The sequence below is a fragment of the Actinomadura sp. RB99 genome (assembly GCF_014706005.1).
GTDB lineage: Bacteria > Actinomycetota > Actinomycetes > Streptosporangiales > Streptosporangiaceae > Spirillospora.
The window spans coordinates 1-17,798 of record NZ_JABMCA010000047.1; the positions used below are offsets into that span (position 1 = coordinate 1).

17 protein-coding genes and 1 riboswitch are annotated in these 17,798 nt (G+C 73.7%); of the genes, 7 read left to right on the plus strand and 10 right to left on the minus strand.

Annotated features, from left to right (window positions below; translation table 11 throughout):
* Nucleotides 1-269, minus strand: a 269-nt coding sequence (locus amrb99_RS32595; protein WP_190863383.1) for a helix-turn-helix domain-containing protein, incomplete at its 3' end; no start/stop codon positions are given.
* A 149-nt stretch (nt 270-418) separates the two neighbouring features.
* Here amrb99_RS32595 and amrb99_RS32600 point away from each other — a divergent pair.
* Complete coding sequence (locus tag amrb99_RS32600) at nt 419-1,684, plus strand: alanine racemase (protein ID WP_190863385.1); 1,266 nt, start codon at nt 419-421, stop codon at nt 1,682-1,684.
* A gap of 33 nt (nt 1,685-1,717) precedes the next feature.
* On the opposite strand, the gene amrb99_RS32605 is transcribed toward amrb99_RS32600, so the two are convergent.
* Complete coding sequence (locus amrb99_RS32605) at nt 1,718-2,395, minus strand: TetR/AcrR family transcriptional regulator (RefSeq protein WP_190863387.1); 678 nt, start codon at nt 2,393-2,395, stop codon at nt 1,718-1,720.
* Nucleotides 2,396-2,744: 349 nt separating this feature from the next.
* Between amrb99_RS32605 and amrb99_RS32610 the strand changes: the two genes are divergently transcribed.
* Nucleotides 2,745-4,190, plus strand: coding sequence for an MFS transporter (locus amrb99_RS32610; RefSeq protein WP_206700191.1), 1,446 nt, complete (start codon nt 2,745-2,747; stop codon nt 4,188-4,190).
* Here the strand turns inward: amrb99_RS32610 and amrb99_RS32615 are convergent.
* From amrb99_RS32615 to amrb99_RS32625, 3 genes are all read right to left on the minus strand, one after another.
* Nucleotides 4,136-4,996, minus strand: coding sequence for a helix-turn-helix transcriptional regulator (locus tag amrb99_RS32615; protein ID WP_190863389.1), 861 nt, complete (start codon nt 4,994-4,996; stop codon nt 4,136-4,138). The genes amrb99_RS32610 and amrb99_RS32615 overlap by 55 nt on opposite strands.
* A 70-nt stretch (nt 4,997-5,066) precedes the next feature.
* Nucleotides 5,067-6,710 (minus strand): AMP-binding protein, encoded by a 1,644-nt coding sequence (locus amrb99_RS32620; RefSeq protein ID WP_190863391.1) that lies wholly within the window; start codon nt 6,708-6,710, stop codon nt 5,067-5,069.
* Entirely contained in the window at nt 6,707-8,389 is a 1,683-nt protein-coding gene (locus amrb99_RS32625) for an AMP-binding protein (protein ID WP_190863394.1), read from the minus strand. The genes amrb99_RS32620 and amrb99_RS32625 overlap by 4 nt, the downstream gene beginning before the upstream one ends.
* 191 nt (nt 8,390-8,580) lie before the next feature.
* Between amrb99_RS32625 and amrb99_RS32630 the strand changes: the two genes are divergently transcribed.
* Complete coding sequence (locus tag amrb99_RS32630; protein WP_190863396.1) at nt 8,581-9,234, plus strand: class I SAM-dependent methyltransferase; 654 nt, start codon at nt 8,581-8,583, stop codon at nt 9,232-9,234.
* Here the strand turns inward: amrb99_RS32630 and amrb99_RS32635 are convergent.
* Nucleotides 9,202-10,053: a sigma-70 family RNA polymerase sigma factor gene (locus amrb99_RS32635; protein ID WP_190863398.1), complete on the minus strand. Its 852-nt coding sequence runs from the start codon at nt 10,051-10,053 to the stop codon at nt 9,202-9,204. The genes amrb99_RS32630 and amrb99_RS32635 overlap by 33 nt on opposite strands.
* Here amrb99_RS32635 and amrb99_RS32640 point away from each other — a divergent pair.
* On the plus strand, nt 10,006-10,827 hold the full coding sequence (locus tag amrb99_RS32640) for an NAD(P)H-dependent oxidoreductase (protein ID WP_347256952.1): 822 nt from the start codon (nt 10,006-10,008) through the stop codon (nt 10,825-10,827). The genes amrb99_RS32635 and amrb99_RS32640 overlap by 48 nt on opposite strands.
* Nucleotides 10,828-10,838: 11 nt before the next feature.
* On the opposite strand, the gene amrb99_RS53400 is transcribed toward amrb99_RS32640, so the two are convergent.
* The 4 genes from amrb99_RS53400 to amrb99_RS32660 all read right to left on the minus strand — a co-directional run bounded on the left by amrb99_RS53400 (nt 10,839) and on the right by amrb99_RS32660 (nt 13,630).
* On the minus strand, nt 10,839-11,606 hold the full coding sequence (locus amrb99_RS53400; protein WP_190863400.1) for an antibiotic biosynthesis monooxygenase: 768 nt from the start codon (nt 11,604-11,606) through the stop codon (nt 10,839-10,841).
* A 73-nt stretch (nt 11,607-11,679) separates the two neighbouring features.
* Complete coding sequence (locus tag amrb99_RS32650; RefSeq protein ID WP_347256953.1) at nt 11,680-12,231, minus strand: copper resistance CopC family protein; 552 nt, start codon at nt 12,229-12,231, stop codon at nt 11,680-11,682.
* On the minus strand, nt 12,228-12,941 hold the full coding sequence (locus tag amrb99_RS32655) for a YcnI family protein (RefSeq protein WP_190863402.1): 714 nt from the start codon (nt 12,939-12,941) through the stop codon (nt 12,228-12,230). The genes amrb99_RS32650 and amrb99_RS32655 overlap by 4 nt, the downstream gene beginning before the upstream one ends.
* Nucleotides 12,942-13,015: 74 nt before the next feature.
* On the minus strand, nt 13,016-13,630 hold the full coding sequence (locus tag amrb99_RS32660; RefSeq protein WP_190863404.1) for a hypothetical protein: 615 nt from the start codon (nt 13,628-13,630) through the stop codon (nt 13,016-13,018).
* Nucleotides 13,631-13,738: 108 nt separating this feature from the next.
* Nucleotides 13,739-13,967, plus strand: a riboswitch (cobalamin riboswitch).
* Between the two features lie 94 nt (nt 13,968-14,061).
* Here amrb99_RS32660 and amrb99_RS32665 point away from each other — a divergent pair.
* From amrb99_RS32665 to amrb99_RS32675, 3 genes are all read left to right on the plus strand, one after another.
* Complete coding sequence (locus amrb99_RS32665) at nt 14,062-16,386, plus strand: ribonucleoside-diphosphate reductase subunit alpha (RefSeq protein WP_347256954.1); 2,325 nt, start codon at nt 14,062-14,064, stop codon at nt 16,384-16,386.
* On the plus strand, nt 16,386-17,384 hold the full coding sequence (locus amrb99_RS32670; protein WP_190863406.1) for a ribonucleotide-diphosphate reductase subunit beta: 999 nt from the start codon (nt 16,386-16,388) through the stop codon (nt 17,382-17,384). The genes amrb99_RS32665 and amrb99_RS32670 overlap by 1 nt, the downstream gene beginning before the upstream one ends.
* 78 nt (nt 17,385-17,462) lie before the next feature.
* The gene (locus amrb99_RS32675; RefSeq protein WP_190863408.1) at nt 17,463-17,759 is read left to right on the plus strand and encodes a hypothetical protein; all 297 of its coding nucleotides are present in this window, start codon (nt 17,463-17,465) and stop codon (nt 17,757-17,759) included.
* Nucleotides 17,760-17,798 lie beyond the last annotated feature (39 nt).

Below are 17,798 nucleotides of genomic sequence, written 5' to 3' on the forward strand. Positions count from 1 at the left end.
GCCAGGTGCGGCGCCGCGACGGCGCGCACGTCGCGGGCGCCGGGACGGCCCGGGGCGTCGGCGAGCGCGGCGAGCGTCCCGAGCCGCGCGCCGAGATGGAAGCGGTGGTTCTCGTCGCGGCGCACGAAGCGCTCGGCCTCCAGCGTGCGCAGCAGCCGCAGGACGGTCGTCTTGTGGACGCCGAGCCTGCCGGCCAGCTCGTCCAGGTTGCGCGGGCCGTCGCCGAGCTCGATCAGGATGCTCAGCCCGCGTCCGAGGCTCTGGCTCATCGGGTTCCCTCCTCCCGGCGGCCGATGCCGGAGCGCAGCGTACCCGCGGCCCCGCACCGCCGGAGCCGCCGCGCGCGGGCGGCCCGCCCGGGGGTCGCGCCGCGCGGCGCGGGGAAGGATCATGGCGGGCGGAGGCGACAGGGGAGGGCATGCCGGTGACGGGGATCGACACCACGGCCGTGGACGCGCTGGACGGGGAGCCGCTCGACTGGCGGTTCAAGGCGATCCCGGCGTCCGCGCAGGGCATGACGGTGGCGCAGGCGCGGGACGCGCGGCTGCCGCTGGACGACTTCGGCACGCCGCTGCTCACGCTCGACGGCGGAGCGCTCGACCACAACGTCCGGTTGATGGCGGACTGGGTGAGCGCCACCGGTATGGAACTCGCACCGCACGGTAAGACGACGATGGCGCCCGCGCTCTGGCGCCGGCAGCTCGACGCGGGCGCGTGGGGCATCACGCTCGCGACGTTCCCGCAGCTGCGCGTCGCGCGCGCGTTCGGCGTCCGCCGCCTGCTGCTCGCGGGCGCGCCGCTCGACCCCGCCGGCCTCGCCTGGCTGGCCGGCGAGCTGGACGGCGACCCCGAGTTCGCGTTCGTCTGCTGGGCCGACTCGGTGCGGTCCGTCGAGCTGATGCACGAGGCGCTGCACCTCGCGCGGGCGCAGCGGCGCGTGGACGTGTGCGTCGAGCTCGGCGGCCCGAACGGCCGGACGGGCGTCCGCGACGACGGCGAGGCGCGGGCCGTCGCCGACGCGATCCGCGCGGCGCCGTCGCTGCGGCTCGCCGGGATCGGCGGCTACGAGGGCGCGCTCGCGCACGACGCGTCCGCGGAGAGCCTCGACGCCGTCGACGCCTACCTGCGGCGGCTCGCGAACCTGCACGGGCGGCTCGCCTACGAGACGGACGACCCGGTCGTCACGGCGGGCGGCAGCGCCTTCTTCGACCAGGTCGCCGAGGTGCTCGGCGGGCTCGACGCGCGGGTGGTGCTGCGGTCCGGCGCGTACCTCGTCCACGACGACGGCTTCTACCAGGACATCACGCCGTTCGACCGGGGCGCCGGAGCGGGCGGCGAGCACCTGCGCCCGGCCATGCACGCGTGGGGCCGCGTCGTGTCCGCGCCGGAGCCCGCTCTGGCGCTGCTGGACGTGGGGCGCCGCGACGTCCCGTTCGACTCGGGCCTGCCGCGTCCGCAGCTCGTCCGCGGCAAGGGCGCCGGGCCGGTCGAGGGCGCGCGCGTCACCGCGCTGAACGACCAGCACGCCTTCCTGCGGGACGCGTCCGTCGAGCCCGGCGACATCGTCCGCCTCGGCCTGTCCCACCCCTGCACCGCGTTCGACAAGTGGACGCTCATCCCGGTCGTCGACGACGCCGCCGCCGAGCATCCCGTGGTGACCGACTACATCCGCACCTACTTCTGACCGCCCTCCTCCCGACCGCCCCCCGGCCCGGCGTCAGTGGTCGAGGAGGGAGCGGACGTGCCCGAGGATCGGGGTGCAGAGGGCCGGGAGGGTCGCGTGCTCGCCCAGCGCGACGCGGCCGGTGACCAGCGACGCGATGCCGCCGATGAGCATCCGGCAGGCGAACTCCGGGTCGGGCAGCGCGCGGAACCGCTCGTCCTCGGCCAGCAGCCCGTCCACGACCTCGGTGAAGCGGCGCTGCACCCGGTACCGCAGCGCGGCGGCGGCCGGGCCCGCCGCGTAGATCTCCAGCAGGAACGTGCGGGCCGCCGCCGCGTCCGCCGCCAGTTCCCGCAGGTAGGCGCGCAGCGCGCGCTCTAGGCGGCCCATCACCGGCTCGTCGCGCGCGCTCAGCGCCTCGTTCACGACGCCGAGGATGCGGTCGGCGGCGTGCTCGTACGCCGACATGAAGCATTCCTGCTTGTCGGTGAAGTGCTCGTAGAACGTCTCGCGCGACACGCGCGCGCGTTTCAGCACGTCCGCGACCGTCGTGCGGGCGTAGCCGCGCTCGCCGACCGCCGCCGTCATGCCCTCCAGCAGCCGGAGCCGCTGGGACGCTCTGACCTGCTCGCGGCTCAGATGGTGCCGCCCGCGCGGCAGCGACCCGCCCCCCGCCTCGCCGGGCCTTGCACCCGCACCGCCGGAACGCGCGTCCGCACCGCCACCGCTCACGGCGCAAACGCTAGCCGGTCGCGGCGTCTCCGCCCAGTAGATCGGGTTGTTCACGAACAATCGTGTTCGCGGGGATGTTACGGTTTTCCCTTGCACATGGGGGGCCGGACGTCTCCGCCGGCGCGTACGGCGGGACGGCCGAGCGATCAGGGCCCGGCGCAGCCGGTGCGCGGTGATGTCGCTACGTCCAGGCAGTGCGCCACGGGGGCCGATCTGCACTGGACGGCGCGTGCCGCCGCACCATCAAGGCTGACCCCGTCGCCGGGCCGATCGCCCGCCCCGCCCGTCCAGTCGGCTCTGCCGGCCGCCGGTTCCGCAACGGGTTGTGCGCGCGCGGGGTTGTCCCGTCATGACTCCCACAGACGACCGCGTCCGGCATCCGCGCGGGATGCTCGCGGTGCTGTTCCTCGGCCAGTTCCTGGTGAACGTCGACACCGCGATCGTGAACGTGGCGGGCCCGTCCGTCCAGGACGACCTGCACCCGTCCGGCGGCGCGCTGGAGCTGGTCGTGTCCGGCTACACGCTGACCTACGCGGTGCTGCTGGTCACCGGCGCGCGGCTCGGCCAGGCGCGCGGGCACCGGCGGATGTTCCTGCTCGGCCTCGCCGCCTTCACCGCCGCGTCGCTGGCCTGCGGCCTCGCACCGGCCACCGGGGCGCTGGCGGCGGCGCGGCTCGTCCAGGGCGCGGCGGGCGCGCTGATGGTGCCGCAGGTGCTGTCCGGCATCCAGATCCACCTCACCGGTAAGGCGCGGGCGCGCGCGCAGGGCATGCTGGTGCTGACGCTGTCCGGCGGCGCGGTCGCGGGACAGGTCCTCGGCGGCGTCGTGGTGTCCGCCGACCTGTTCGGGCTCGGCTGGCGGCCCGTCTTCCTGGTGAACGTGCCGGCGGGGATCGCGCTGCTCGCGGCGGGCGCCCGCCTCCTGCCCCGGGACGCCGGGAACGGCTCCGGCCGGCTCGACCTCGGCGGCGTCGCGCTGCTGTCGGGGAGCGCGCTGCTGGCGACCGTCCCGCTGATCTTCGGGCGCGAGGCCGGCTGGCCCGCCTGGACGTGGATCTGCCTCGCCGCGAGCGCCCCCGCGCTGGCGCTGTTCGTCCGGCGGCAGCGGCGCGTCGCGGCGCGCGGCGGGACGCCGCTGATCGACCTGCGCGTGCTCGCCCGGCCCGTCGTCGCCTGGTCGCTCGCGTCGATCGCGCTCGCGACGTCCACCTACTTCGCGATGCTGTTCACCCTCGCGCTCTACCTGCAGCAGGGCCTCGGGAAGAGCGCGATGTTCTCCGGCCTGGTGCTCGTGTCGTGGGTCGCCGCGTTCGGCGTCGCCGGGCCGCTGCTGCCCCGCCTCCCGGCCCGCGTCGCCGCCCACGCCCCGGTCGCCGGCTACCTGATCCTCGCCGCCGCGTACCTCGCCATCGGCCTGACCAGGGCGGACGGGGCGCTCCTCGTCGTGCTGCTCGGCTTCGGCGGCCTCGGGCTCGGGCTCGGCTTCGCGTCCCAGCTCGGGCGCGCCACCGCCGACGTCCCGGCCCGGTTCGCCCCCGACCTCAGCGGCGTCGTCAACACCAACTCGCAGCTGTCGGCCGTCGCGGGCGTCGCCGTCTTCGGCACCCTGTACCTCGGCCTCGGCGGCACGCCGCGGCACGCCTTCACCGTCGTGATGACCGTGTTCGCGGGCACCGCGCTCGCCGCGTGCGCCGCCGGGTTCGCCGGATGGGCCGCCGCGCGGCGCGAGCAGGCCCCGGGTCAGGGCAGCAGCCCGGCGCGGCGCGCCGACGTCACCGCCTCCAGCCGGGTGTGAGCGTCGAGCTTGCGCATCGCCGACCGCAGGTAGCTCTTCACCGTCTCCGGCAGCAGCCCGAGGCGGTCGGCGGCCTCCGCGTTCGTGCAGCCGATCGCGACGTACGACAGCACGTCCAGCTCGCGCGGCGACAGCACCGGACGCGGCGGCACCGCCGGTCCCGCGGCGTCCGGGTCGGGTCCGGCGGCGCCGGGGGCCAGCCCGGCGGCGGCGAGCCGCAGCGTCATCGCGCGCAGCCGGTCGCGGGTCGGGCCGTCCGCCACCTGCTCGGCGAGCGCCCGCAGCTCGGCGTGCACCGCCCGGACCTCCTCCCACCGCGCCGCCGCGTCCGGCGGCTCCGGCGGGCGCCACGCCAGCGCCTCGTCGGCACGGTCCCGGACGGCGAGGTCCTGCTCCAGGTCGCGGGCCGCCTGCACCGCCGCGCCGACGATCCGGTCGGCGAGCGACAGCGGCTCGCGCAGCGCCCCATACAGCACGCCGCGGACGCGCCGCCGCACCACCACCGGCACCGCCACGATCGACAGCAGCCCCTCGCGGCCGACCGGCTTGTCGTAGTCGTGGCTGATGGACGCCGCGCACGGGTAGTTGCTCACCCACACCGGCCGGCCCGTCGCCATCGACTTGCCGCCGAGCCCGTTGCCGTGCCGGACGACGAGGCCGTTCAGCGAGTCGGTGGTGTTGCCGACCAGCTCGGTGATGCGCAGCCGGTCCCGGCCGCTGAGGGCGCCGCCGAACACCATGGGCAGGCCGGTCGTGCGGTGCAGCGTCAGCACCGCCGACCGGACCGCCCCGGCGTCGTCGCCCATGCCGCCCAGCATGCCCGCGCGGGACCGATCACGGAAGGTCACGCGCCCGGAAAAACGCGCCGGCCGGACCTCACGCGTGCTTCCGGGCAGCCACGTCGCCGAGCCCGAGGATGTCCACGGCCTCGGCCCGCATCTGCACCTTGCGGATCTTCCCGGTGACCGTCATCGGGAACTCGTCCACGACGTGCACGTAGCGAGGGATCTTGAAGTGCGCCAGCCTGCCGCGGCAGAACTCGCGCAGCGCCTCGGCGGTGAGCTCCGGCGCGCCCTCGCGCAGCCGCACCCACGCCATCAGCTCCTCGCCGTACTTCTCGTCCGGGACCCCGATGACCTGCGCGTCCACGATGTCGGGATGGGTGTAGAGGAACTCCTCGATCTCGCGCGGGTACACGTTCTCGCCGCCGCGGATCACCATGTCCTTGATCCGGCCGGTGATGTTGACGTAGCCCTCGTCGTCCATCACCGCCAGGTCGCCGGTGTGCATCCAGCGGGCCGGGTCGATCGCCTCGGCCGTCTTCTCCGGCTCCTCCCAGTACCCGAGCATCACCGAGTAGCCGCGCGTGCAGAACTCCCCGGGAGTGCCGCGCGGGACGGTCACGCCCGTCTCCGGGTCCACCACCTTGATCTCCAGGTGCGGCATCACGGTGCCGACCGTCGACACGCGGCGGTCCAGGGAGTCGCCCGCCCGGGTCTGCGTCGACACCGGCGACGTCTCCGTCATGCCGTAGCAGATCGCGACCTCCGCCATCCCGAGCCGGTCGATGACCTGCTTCATCACCTCCACCGGGCACGGCGACCCCGCCATGATCCCGGTGCGCAGGCTCGACAGGTCCAGGGCGTCGGCGGACGGCTCGTTCAGCACCGCGATGAACATCGTCGGCACCCCGTACAGCGACGTGCAGCGCTCCGCCGCCACCGCGTCCAGCGTCGCCTTCGGGTCGAACGCGGGCGCCGGGATGACGATGCACGCGCCGTGGCTGGTCGCCGCGAGGTTCCCCATCACCATGCCGAAGCAGTGGTAGAAGGGCACCGGCACGCAGATCCGGTCCTCCTCGTCGTAGCCGCACAGCTCCCCGACGAAGAACCCGTTGTTCAGGATGTTGTGGTGCGACAGCGTCGCGCCCTTCGGGAACCCGGTCGTCCCCGACGTGTACTGGATGTTGATCGGGTCGTCCGCGCCGAGGCCCTCGCCGATGCCGTGCAGCAGGTGCCGGTCGCCGGCCCGCCCCGTCTCCACCAGCGCGTCCCACGCGTCCGTGCCGATGAGGACCACGTCGGCCAGCGCGGCGCAGCGCGGCCGCACCTCCTCGATCATCGCCGCGTAGTCGGACGTCTTGAACGACGGCGCCGCGACGAGCGTGCGGATCCCCGCCTGGTTCAGCACGAACTCCAGCTCGTGCACCCGGTACGCCGGGTTGATGTTGACCAGGATCGCGCCGAGCTTCGCCGTCGCGTACTGGACCAGCATCCACTCCGCGCAGTTCGGCGCCCAGATCCCGACCCGGTCGCCCTTCGTCACGCCGAGGTCCCGCAGCCCGAGCGCGACCGCGTCGACGTCGGCGGCGAACTGGTCGTAGGTCCAGCGCCGCCCGGACGCCATGTCCACCACGGCCTCGCGGTCGGCGAACGCGGCGACCGTCGCGTCCAGGTTGGCGCCGATCGTGTCGCCGAGCAGCGGCGTCGCCGAGACGCCCGACGCGTAGGAGAGCGTCATCGCAGGTCCTCCTCACGGAACTCCCCGGGCGGCCGGTCGTCCGCGCCCGGATGCTTGCCGATCTCCGCCGTCCGCAGCTCCACCCGGCGGATCTTCCCGGAGATCGTCTTCGGCAGCTCGCCGAACTCCAGCAGCCGCAGCCGCTTGTACGGGGACAGCTGCGCCCGGCTGTGCTCGAAGATCGCCCTCGCGGTCTCCGCGGTCGGCTCCCAGCCCGCCGCGAGCGTCACGTACGCCTTCGGCACCGCGAGCCGCACCGGGTCCGGCGACGGCACCACCGCCGCCTCCGCCACCGCCGGATGCTCGATCAGCACGCTCTCCAGCTCGAACGGGGAGATCTTGTAGTCGGACGCCTTGAACACGTCGTCCGCGCGCCCGACATAGGTGATGTAGCCGTCCGCGTCCCGGGAGCCGATGTCGCCGGTGTGGTAGAAACCGCCCGCCATCGCCTCCTCGGTCCGCGCCTCGTCCCCGTGGTAGCCCGTCATCAGCCCGAGCGGCCGGTCCTCCAGGTCGAGGCAGATCTCGCCCTCCTCGCCCCGCTCCCCGGTCACCGGGTCGATCAGCGCCACCGCGTAGCCCGGCACGGGACGTCCCATCGAGCCCGGCTTCACCTCCTGGCCGGGCGTGTTCGCGATCTGGACGGTCGTCTCGGTCTGCCCGAACCCGTCCCGGATCGTCCGGCCCCACGCGTCCTTCACCCGCTGGATGACCTCGGGGTTCAGCGGCTCGCCCGCCGCGACCACCTCGCGCGGCGGCGTCGGCAGCCGGCCGAGGTCGGACTGGATCAGCATCCGCCACACCGTCGGCGGCGCGCAGAAGCTCGTCACGCCGCACCGCTCCATCGCGTCCAGCAGCCGGTCGGCGTCGAACCGCGTGTAGTTGAAGATGAACACGCACGCCTCGGCGTTCCACGGCGCGAAGATGTTGCTCCACGCGTGCTTCGCCCACCCCGGCGACGAGATGTTCAGGTGGACGTCCCCGGGCCGCAGCCCGAGCCAGTACATCGTCGACAGGTGCCCCGCCGGGTACGACGCGTGCGTGTGCTCGACCAGCTTCGGCTGCGCCGTCGTCCCGGACGTGAAGTACAGCAGCAGCGTGTCCGACGACATCGTCATCCCGTACTGGGAGAACACGTCGCTTCCGTCGTAGGCGTCGGCGTACCGCAGCCACCCGTCGACCGGCTCGCCGACCGCGATCCGGGTGAACTCGCCGTCCAGCCCGGCGAACTTCCCGGCGTCGGACGAGCCCGCCACCACGTGGCGGGCCCGTCCCCGCGTCAGCCGGTCCTGGAGGTCCGCCGGGCCGAGCAGCGGCGTGCACGGGATCAGCACCGCGCCGAGCTTCATCGCCGCGAGGACCGTCTCCCACAGCTCGACCTGGTTCCCGAGCATCAGCACGATCCGGTCGCCGCGCCGCACCCCGGCCGCGCGCAGCATGTTCGCGACCTGGTTCGACCGCCGCGCGAGCTGCGCGAACGAGTACCGCTCCTCCGCGCCGTCCTCCTCGACGATCCACAGCGCGGGCGCGTCGTTCCCCTCGGCGATCTTGTCGAACCAGTCGAGCGCCCAGTTGAACCCGGTCAGCACCGGCCAGCGGAACTTCTCGTACGCGGTCGCGTAGTCGTCGCGATGCGCGAGCAGGAAGTCGCGCGCCGCACGGAACTCGACTGCGGGCATGGTCTCTCCTCGTAGCCGCACGGACACCTGGCACTCCCGCCCCACGGGCGGCCCCCGGTCTCCCGGGACGCCGCCGCCCGAAAGGCGTGGTCAGGGGCATGGTCGGACATCCAGAGTGACCCACGCCACCCCCGAACGGGGGTAGTCGTACCCGGTTGCCGCGGTCGCCGATCGCCGTAGGGTCGGTGAGCATGATCGCCTCCCACCTCGCCACCACCCGCGCCGGCTACGACTCCGTCGCGGACCTGTACGCCGACCTGTTCGGCACCGCGTTCCTCGACATGCCGTTCGACCTCGGGATGATCAACGCGTTCGGGCGGCTCGTCCGGGACGCCGGGCCGGTCGCCGACCTCGGCTGCGGCCCCGGGCACCTCACCGCCCACCTGCGCTCGCTCGGCTGCGACGCGTTCGGCGCCGACGTGTCCGCGGAGATGATCCGGATCGCCCGCGCGGCCCACCCGGGCGTCCGGTTCGACCACGTCCCGATGACCGAGGTGGACGTCCGCGACGGCGAGCTCGGCGGCGTCCTCGCCTGGTACTCGATCATCCACGCGCCGGTGGCGGACGTGCCCGGCCTGCTCGCCGCGTTCCACCGGATGCTGGCGCCCGGCGGGCACCTGCTGCTCGGCTTCTTCGCGTCCGACACCGCCGAGCCCGTCCCGTTCGACCACAAGGTGGCGCCGGCGACCCGCTGGCCCATCGACGCCCTCGCCGACCTGGCGGCCGGCGCCGGCTTCGCCGAGGTCGCGCGGCTCCGCCGCGAGCCCGGCGAAGGCGAGCGCCACCGCCAGGGCCACCTCCTCGTCCGCAAGTCAGTGCAGGAGGGCGAGGCGGAGGCGGTGTAGGCGGGCCGGGTCGCTGATCACGGTGAAGCCGGCGATGCGGCCGTCCTCCACGGCGACCTGGAGGACGGCCGCGAGGCGCCCGCGGGGGGCGACGACGACGCCGACCGCGCCGTCCACCAGGGCGAGACGGGCGTTCCGGGCGCGGACGGGGTTGGCGAGCGTCTCCCCGGCGATGCGGCGGGCGCCGCGGACCTCCGCCGCACCCTCGGCGCGCCGGAACGCGTCCGGCGCGAGGACCGCGAGCAGCGCGTCCATGTCGCCGGAGCGGGACGCGGCGAGGAACGCCGACACGGCCTCCCGCTGCCGCGCGAGGTCGGCGGCGGGCACCGACGGCGACCCATGGACGCGCTGCCGGGCCCGGCTGGCCAGCTTCTTCGTGGTCTCCGGTGTCCGCTCGACGATCCCGGCGATCTCCGCGAACGGCACGGCGAACAGGTCGTGCAGCACGAACGCGACGCGCTCGGCGGGGCCGAGGCGGTCCAGGACGACGAGCATCGCCAGCCCCACCGAGTCGGCGAGGACCGCCTCCTCCTCGGGGTCGCCCCCGGCGCGCTCCGGCCCGTCCAGGCCGTGGAGGCCGCCGGGGTCCTCGCCGCGGCGCCGCCGCGACCGCAGCATGTCGAGGCAGATCCGCCCGGCGATCGTGGTCAGCCAGCCGGGCAGGTTCGCGACGTCCCCGGCGCCCGCCCGGGACGCCCGCAGCCACGTCTCCTGGACGGCGTCGTCGGCCTCGTCCAGCGAGCCGAGCATCCGGTACGCGACCGCCCGCAGGTGGCCGCGGCACTCGTCGAACCGCTCGGCCAGCACCTGCTCGTCCATTGGTCCCCTTTCGTCGGCGCGGGTCGTCATAGCTGTGGGAACAAGGACGACACGAGAGCGAAGGAGACGCGCTCCACCATGCTATCGGCCCACGACCAGGTCACCTCGCTGCTGCACCTGGACTCCAGCCACTCCGGCGACTCCATCACCCGGCGCCTGTCCGCGCGGTTCGCGGACGCGTGGCGGGAACGGCACGGGACGTCCGGCTACCGGTACCGCGATCTCGTCGCCGATCCGGTGCCGCCGATCTCGGCGGCCTACTGCGAGCTCGGACGCCGCGTCGAGAAGAACGGCTACGTCCCGCCCGCGAAGGTCGACGCGCTCGTCGAGGGCGCCGCCGAGGAACGCGAATGGTCGTTGACCCTGCCGCTGATCGAGCAGTTCCTGGACGCCGGAACGGTTGTGATCGGCGCTCCGATGTACAACTTCTCGATCCCCGCGTCGCTCAAGGCGTGGATCGACCGGATCACCTTTCCTGGCGCGTACACCGACCCGGACACGGGCCGGAGCCTGCTGCACGGCAAGCGGGTCGTCGTCGTGACGGCGCGCGGCGGCGCGTACGGTCCCGGTACGCCGCGCGAGGGCTTCGATTTCCAGGAGCCCTATCTGCGGGCCTATTTCGGCAATCTCGGTGTCGCCGAGGACGGCGTGTCCTTCGTCAATGCCGAAATGACCCTCGCCGACCTCGTCCCGCATCTGGCGCGATTCAGGGAAATGGCGGCACGGTCACTCGCCGAGGCCCGCGAGGCGGTGGTCGATCTGGCCGCGCGGTAGCGGCGCAGCCGCTACTTGGCGGGGGTGTAGGGCGGGGCTTCGCCCCAGCTCCAGTGGGGCATGGGCGCTTCGAGGGGCGGGGTCGCGCCCGGCTGGGAGTTCGCCAGCGCGATGCGGGTGCCCCACTCGATGTAGGACGCGAACGCGGCGCGGAACTCGGGGTCGGCGGGCAGTCCGGCCTCGTCCGCCGCGTCCATGAGCAGGCTCACCCAGCGGCGGCGCTGCGCCTCGGTGATCGCCTTGCCGAGGTGCTGCCGGACCATGTGGTGGTAGCCGCCGCGCTCGCGGCTGTAGCGCTCGGGGCCGCGGAACACCTCGCCCAGCCAGATCGCGACCCATTTCGGGTGGTCCGGGGCCATGTGCTCGAAGAGGGGGCGGAGCAGGTCGTCCTTGAGGACGGCGGTGTAGAAGACCTCGGTGAGGCGCTGGAGGGCGTCGGCGCCGCCGGCCCAGTCGTACATGGTGGGGACGGACGAGCCCTTGCCGTGGACGGGGGTCGCCTCGTAGTGCCGCATCTCCTCGATCTGCTGGACGTACGGCTTGATCTCGGCGAAGAAGGCGGGGAAGTGCTCGCCGGAGCGGAAGCCCTGGGAGTGGTCCTCGGCGGACGTCCAGCGGATCCGCAGGATGTAGCACTCGGGCTCGTCGACGCAGCGGGTCAGCTCGTAGTCGACGCACTGCGGGGCGGCGGCGAGCGGGACGGCGGCGCGGGCGTAGGCGGCTTCGAACTCCTCCGCCCTCGCCCGATCGATCCGGTAGCGGATGTACTCGACGATCACTGGGCCCCCAGGGATGATCTTCCGGTCGGGTAATCACTGTAACGCTGTAATCACCCGACCGGAAGACCGATGATCATTTCTCCGGGGATTCTCCCGAGGTTCGGCGGTACCAGGCGAGCCCGCCGCCCGCGACCACCACGACGGCGGCGGCCAGGCCGATCCACAGCCAGCCGGACGAGCCGCCGGAGCCGTTCCCGGCGGCCTTCGCGGCGGGCGCGGTCGCCCCGGGCGCGGCGCCGGCGGCGCCGGCGGCGCCGGTGGACCCGGTGACGGTGAACGTGTAGGTGCCGCTGATCGGGTGGCCGTCCGGCGACACGACGCGCCAGCCGACCGTGTACACACCGTTCGGCAGCGTGCCCTTCACCGCCTCGGTGACCTTGTTGTCCACCGCCTGGGCCTTGCCCGCCTCGTGCCGCCCGCCGCCGGCGTCCGTCAGCACGACCTGCGGCAGCTGCACCGGGTCGGCGTACGTCAGGACGATCTGGGACGGCGGCGCGACCGTCGCGTTCGCGGCGGGGTTCGCGCCGGTCAGCGACGTATGGGCGGAGGCGGGCGGGGCGGTCAGCGCCAGCGCGGCGAGGGCCGCGGCGGCGCCGGCGGCGGTGCGCCGGACGGCCCGGCTCACGCCCGGCTCCGCGCCCGGGACAGGCCGTAGCCGCCGACCGCGATGCCGATCACGCCGACGCCGATGCCGGCGCCGCCGAGCAAGCGGGCGGTGCCGTCGTCGGTGCTCGCCTCCGCCTTGGCGGCGGGCTTGGACCGGGCGGTGAGCCCGGCGGCTGCGGTGTCGGTGGCGCCCTTGGGCGTCAGCTTGAGCGTGGGCGCCGGGTGCTCGGGCTCGTTGGTGCCGTCGCCCGGGTCCTGCTCCCATTTGACGACCTGGCCGTCGGAGTAGGTCTGGTCGGCCTTGAACGTCAACGTGTCGGTGTCGGTCGGCAGCGGGCCGAGCGAGACGTCGAACTCCTGGAACTGGCCGGGCTCGATCCTGCCGCCGGACCAGGTGATCTGCGTGACGGCCTTGGTCAGCTCGCCGCCCTCGGTCTTGATCGGCTTCGGCAGCGTGGACTCGACGACCTTCGCCGTCCAGCCGGGGACGGGCCGCACCGACACCGACGCGAGCGGGTGGTCGGTGGGGAGGTTCACCACGAGCTTGGTGGTGGCGGCGTTGTCCTCCTCGTTCGGCACCCGGAACGAGACCTTGGCGTAGGAGCCCTGCTCGGCGGTCTTCGGGTTGACGGTGACGTGCGCGGACGCGGCGGTCGCGAACGCGACCACGCCGGCGCCGGCGAGGACGGCGAGCGTGCCGAGCCGGCGGGCATGCGTGCGGGAAGGCAAGACGGAACTCCGTTCGAGTCGTACGGGAAGGGCCGGGCGCCGGGATCCGGCGGCCGGTGACGTACGGCGCTCGCTCAGAGGTGGGCGAGCGCCCTCGAACGCGGAGGGGGTCCCCGCCGGACGACCTGGTGCCGGAGCGCGCGTCCCGTGGCGATCGCGCCGGCCGCCACCGGCACCACCGGGGTACGCAGCGGGCGCTCCGCCGGTTCGATCAGCAGCAGCGCGAGCAGCAGCCGGATCGGGCGGTCGGCGGCGGACGCGAGGCGCCGCGCGAGGGACCACGCGGCCCGCTCGCCGCGCCGCAGCCACCAGGCCGCGACCACGGCGGCGGCGACGTGCGCGACGGTCATGGACGTGCCGGAGCCGTGCATCGCGGGCGTCGCGGCGGCGTGTCCCGCGTGCGCGGCGGTGTCGCAGTCGCGCATGCCCTCGGTCGCGCTCGCGAACAGCGTGTGCAGCGCGAACTGGCCGCCGAGCAGCCCGCCCATGATCGTCGGGAGGGAGCGCTCGTGGCCGGCGAGGGCGGCGGCGACGGCGAGGGCCGCGCCGAACCCGGCGAGCACCGCCCAGCCCGGCACCGGCTCGTGCGACGCCAGGTCGTGGCCGACGGTCGCGAGCGCGACGCACACGGTCGCGAAGACGACCGCGCGCGCGGTGCGGAAGGCCGGCTGCCTGGGACGCGGGGACATGACGGGGACATCGTCCCACCACGGTCCGCGGGCGCGCATCCGACCCCCGCGATCCGATCCCGACGCACCCTACATGTTGGGGTTGCGCAATGAGGATCAACAAGATGTAGGGTTCAATCCCGTGCTGGTTCGCCCCCGCCGCTCGCGGCGGGGGCGTCGTAAGAGGGAACCCGGTGCAAGTCCGGGACTGCCCCGCAGCGGTGAGCGGGAACGACCGCCGTCACAGGCACTGAACCGGATCGTCCGGATCGGGAAGCGACGGCCAGTAGGTCGTGCCTCCGGCAGGAGGCGCGGGTGCCCGCGAGTCCGAAGACCTGCCATGCACGCCGTACGTCCGAGGCTTCGCGGGTGAGCCGGGGGACGGTGCGCGGCAGCCTGCCGCCGCGCCCGTTCGCATGCCCTCGCGAGGCCGTCTCACGAGGGGAGAGAACGTGACAGTCACCATGCCTGCGGAGGCGCCGGCCGCCGGGGGGATCGCGGCCGAGGTCGCCGCGGCCTGCGCCGGTGTCGAGGGGACCGCGCCGGAACGGGTGCTCGGCGCGGTCCGGGCCGGGGACGGCGCGAGCGCCGCCGCCCTGCGGGACCTGGCGATCGGGGAGGCCGCCGCGCTGGTCGCGGTGGAGCCGGGGTACTCCCGGGTCGCCGCGCGGCTGCTGGCCGCCCGGATCCGCGACGAGACCGCCGAGGCCGGCGTCCGGGGCTTCGCGGAGTCCGTCGCCGCCGCGCACGCCGAGGGCCTCCTCGCCGACGGCCCCGCCGCGTTCGTCGCCGAGAACGCCGCCGCGCTGGACCGCCTCATCGACGAGGGTCCGGGGGGCGCGGGGGGTCGCCCCCCCTCGGGAGGCGCGGTCGAGGAGGCGGACGACCGGTTCGGATACTTCGGGCTCCGCACCCTCTACGACCGGTACCTGCTGCGGCATCCGCGGACCCGGCTCGTCCTGGAGCGCCCGCAGCACTTCTTCCTGCGGGTGGCCGTGGGCCTGTCCGACACCGTCGACGAGGCCGCCGAGCTGTACCGGCTGCTCAGCACGCTGTCCTATCTGCCCAGCTCGCCGACCCTGTTCAACTCCGCGGCGCGGCGCCCGCAGCTGTCGTCGTGCTTCCTGCTGGACTCGCCGCGCGACGAGCTGGAGGCGATCTACGAGCGGTACGGGCAGGTCGCGCGGCTCAGCAAGTACGCGGGCGGGATCGGGATCTCGTGGACGCGGGTCCGGTCGCGCGGGTCGCTGATCCGGGGGACGAACGGGCACTCGAACGGGATCGTCCCGTGGCTGCGCACGCTGGACGCGTCCGTCGCCGCCGTCAACCAGGGCGGCCGCCGCAAGGGCGCCGCGTGCGTGTACCTGGAGCCGTGGCACGCCGACGTCGAGGAGTTCCTCGAACTGCGCGACAACACCGGCGAGGAGGCGCGCCGCACCCACGACCTGAACCTGGCGAACTGGATCCCGGACGAGTTCATGCGCCGCGTCGAGGCGGACGGGACGTGGTCGCTGTTCGACCCGAAGGAGGTCCCGGAGCTGACGGACCTGTGGGGCGACGCCTTCGACGCCGCGTACCGGGCGGCCGAAAAGGAGGGCCGGTACGTCCGGCAGGTCCCGGCGCGGAAGCTGTACGGGCGGATGATGCGGACGCTCGCGGAGACCGGCAACGGCTGGATGACCTTCAAGGACGCCGCGAACCGGGCCTGCAACCAGACCGCCGAGCCGGGCCGGACCGTCCACCTGTCGAACCTGTGCACCGAGATCCTGGAGGTCACGGGCGACAACGAGGCGGCGGTGTGCAACCTCGGGTCGGTGAACCTGGCCGCGCACGTGTCGCCGTCCGGGATCGACTGGGACCGGCTCCGCGCGACCGTCCGCACCGCCGTCCGGTTCCTGGACCGCACCATCGACCGCGGCTTCTACCCGACGCCCGAGGCGGAAACGGCGAACCGGAAGTGGCGTCCCGTCGGCCTCGGCGTCATGGGTCTCGCCGACGTGTTCTTCACGCTCCGGCTCCCGTTCGACTCCGCCGAGGCCCGCGAGCTGTCCACCCGGATCGCCGAGGAGATCGCGCTCGCCGCCTACGCCGCGTCCGCCGACCTCGCCGAGGCGCACGGCCGGCTCCCCGCCTACGCAGAGACCCGCACCGCGCGCGGCCAGCTGCACATCGACCACTTCCCGGACGCCGCGCCCACCCGTCCCGCCGAATGGGACGCGCTCCGCGCCCGGATCGCCGACGTCGGGCTCCGCAACTCGCTGCTGATCGCGATCGCGCCGACCGCCACGATCGCGTCCATCGCGGGCTGCTACGAGTGCATCGAGCCGCAGGTGTCCAACCTGTTCAAGCGCGAGACGCTGTCCGGCGAGTTCCTGCAGATCAACGGGTACCTCGTCGAGGACCTGAAGTCGCTCGGGCTGTGGAACGACGCCGTCCGCGAGGCGATCAAGCGGGCGAACGGCTCGATCCAGGGCCTCGTCGACCTGCCCGAGGAGATGCGGGACCTCTACCGGACGGCCTGGGAGCTGCCGCAGAAGGCCCTGATCGACCTCGCCGCCGCCCGCACCCCGTACATCGACCAGTCGCACTCCCTGAACCTGTTCATGGAGACGCCGACGATCGGGAAGCTGTCCTCGATGTACGCCTACGCGTGGCGCAGCGGCCTCAAGACCACCTACTACCTGCGTTCCCGGCCCGCCACGCGGATCGCGCAGACGACCGTCGCCGCGGCGGTCTGCTCCCTGGAGAACCCCGAGACCTGCGAGGCGTGCCAGTAATGCCGCTGCTCGACCCCGGCATGGACCTGACCCTGCGGCCCATGCGCTATCCCGACTTCTACGCGCGCTACCGCGCCGCGATCCGCAACACCTGGACGGTCGAGGAGGTGGACCTCGCCTCCGACCTCGCCGATCTCGCCCGCCTCACGCCGGCGGAGCTGCACCTGGTGAACCGGCTCGTCGCGTTCTTCGCCACCGGCGACTCGATCGTGGCGAACAACCTCGTCCTCAATCTCTACAAGCACGTCAACGCGCCGGAGGCGCGGCTGTACCTGTCGCGGCAGCTGTTCGAGGAGGCCGTGCACGTCCAGTTCTACCTGACCCTCCTCGACACCTACCTGCCCGACCAGGACGAGCGGGCCCGGGCGTTCGCGGCGATCGAGCACATCCCGTCCATCCGGGCGAAGGCGGAGTTCTGCTTCCGCTGGATCGACTCGCTCGGCGCGCTGGACGAGCTGCGCACCGCCGCGGACCGGCGCGCGTTCCTGCTCAACCTGATCTGCTTCGCCGCGTGCATCGAGGGCCTGTTCTTCTACGGCGCGTTCGCCTACGTGTACTGGCTGCGCTCCCGCGGCCTGCTGAACGGCCTCGCGTCCGGGACGAACTGGGTCTTCCGGGACGAGTCCATGCACATGGAGTTCGCGTTCTCCGTCGTCGACACCGTCCGGGCGGAGGAGCCGGAGCTGTTCGACGCGGAGCTGACCGCGCAGGTCACGACGATGCTGGAGGAGGCCGTCGAGGCGGAGCTGGCGTTCGCGCGCGACCTGTGCGGCGACGGCCTGCCCGGGATGAGCGCCGGCGACATGCGCGCCTACCTGGAGTACGTCGCCGACCAGCGGCTCGCCCGCCTCGGCCTGCCGGTCCGCTACGGGACGGCGAACCCGTTCGCGTTCATGGAGCTGCAGGACGTCCAGGAGCTGTCGAACTTCTTCGAGCGCCGCGTGTCGGCATACCAGATCGGTGTGGAGGGCACCGTCGCCTTCGACGAGGCGTTCTGACGCCCCGCGGGCCCCGGCCCCGAACTTTCCGGCCGGGATACGCGTTGAACTGGGGAAGCTAGGCCGAGGAGGAAGAACATGGCTTCTCTCATCGACCGGATCATGAATTTCGTCCGGGGACCGCAGGGGCAGAAGGCCCGGGCGAAGGCGGAGCGGCTCGCGCAGAGCCCGCAGGCGCAGAAGGCGAAGGCCAAGGCGGAGCAGTTCGCGCACGGCCCGCAGGGCCAGAAGGCGCGGGCCAAGGCGGAGCAGCTCGCCCGCAGCCCGCAGGCGCAGAAGGCCCGCGCGAAGGCGGAGCGGTTCATCAACGACCCGCGCAACCAGGAGAAGGCCCGCAACCTCCTCTCCCGCCTGCGCGGCGGTCCCCGCCGCTGACCGCGCGGACGGCCCGCCCCGATCCCGGGACGGGCCGTC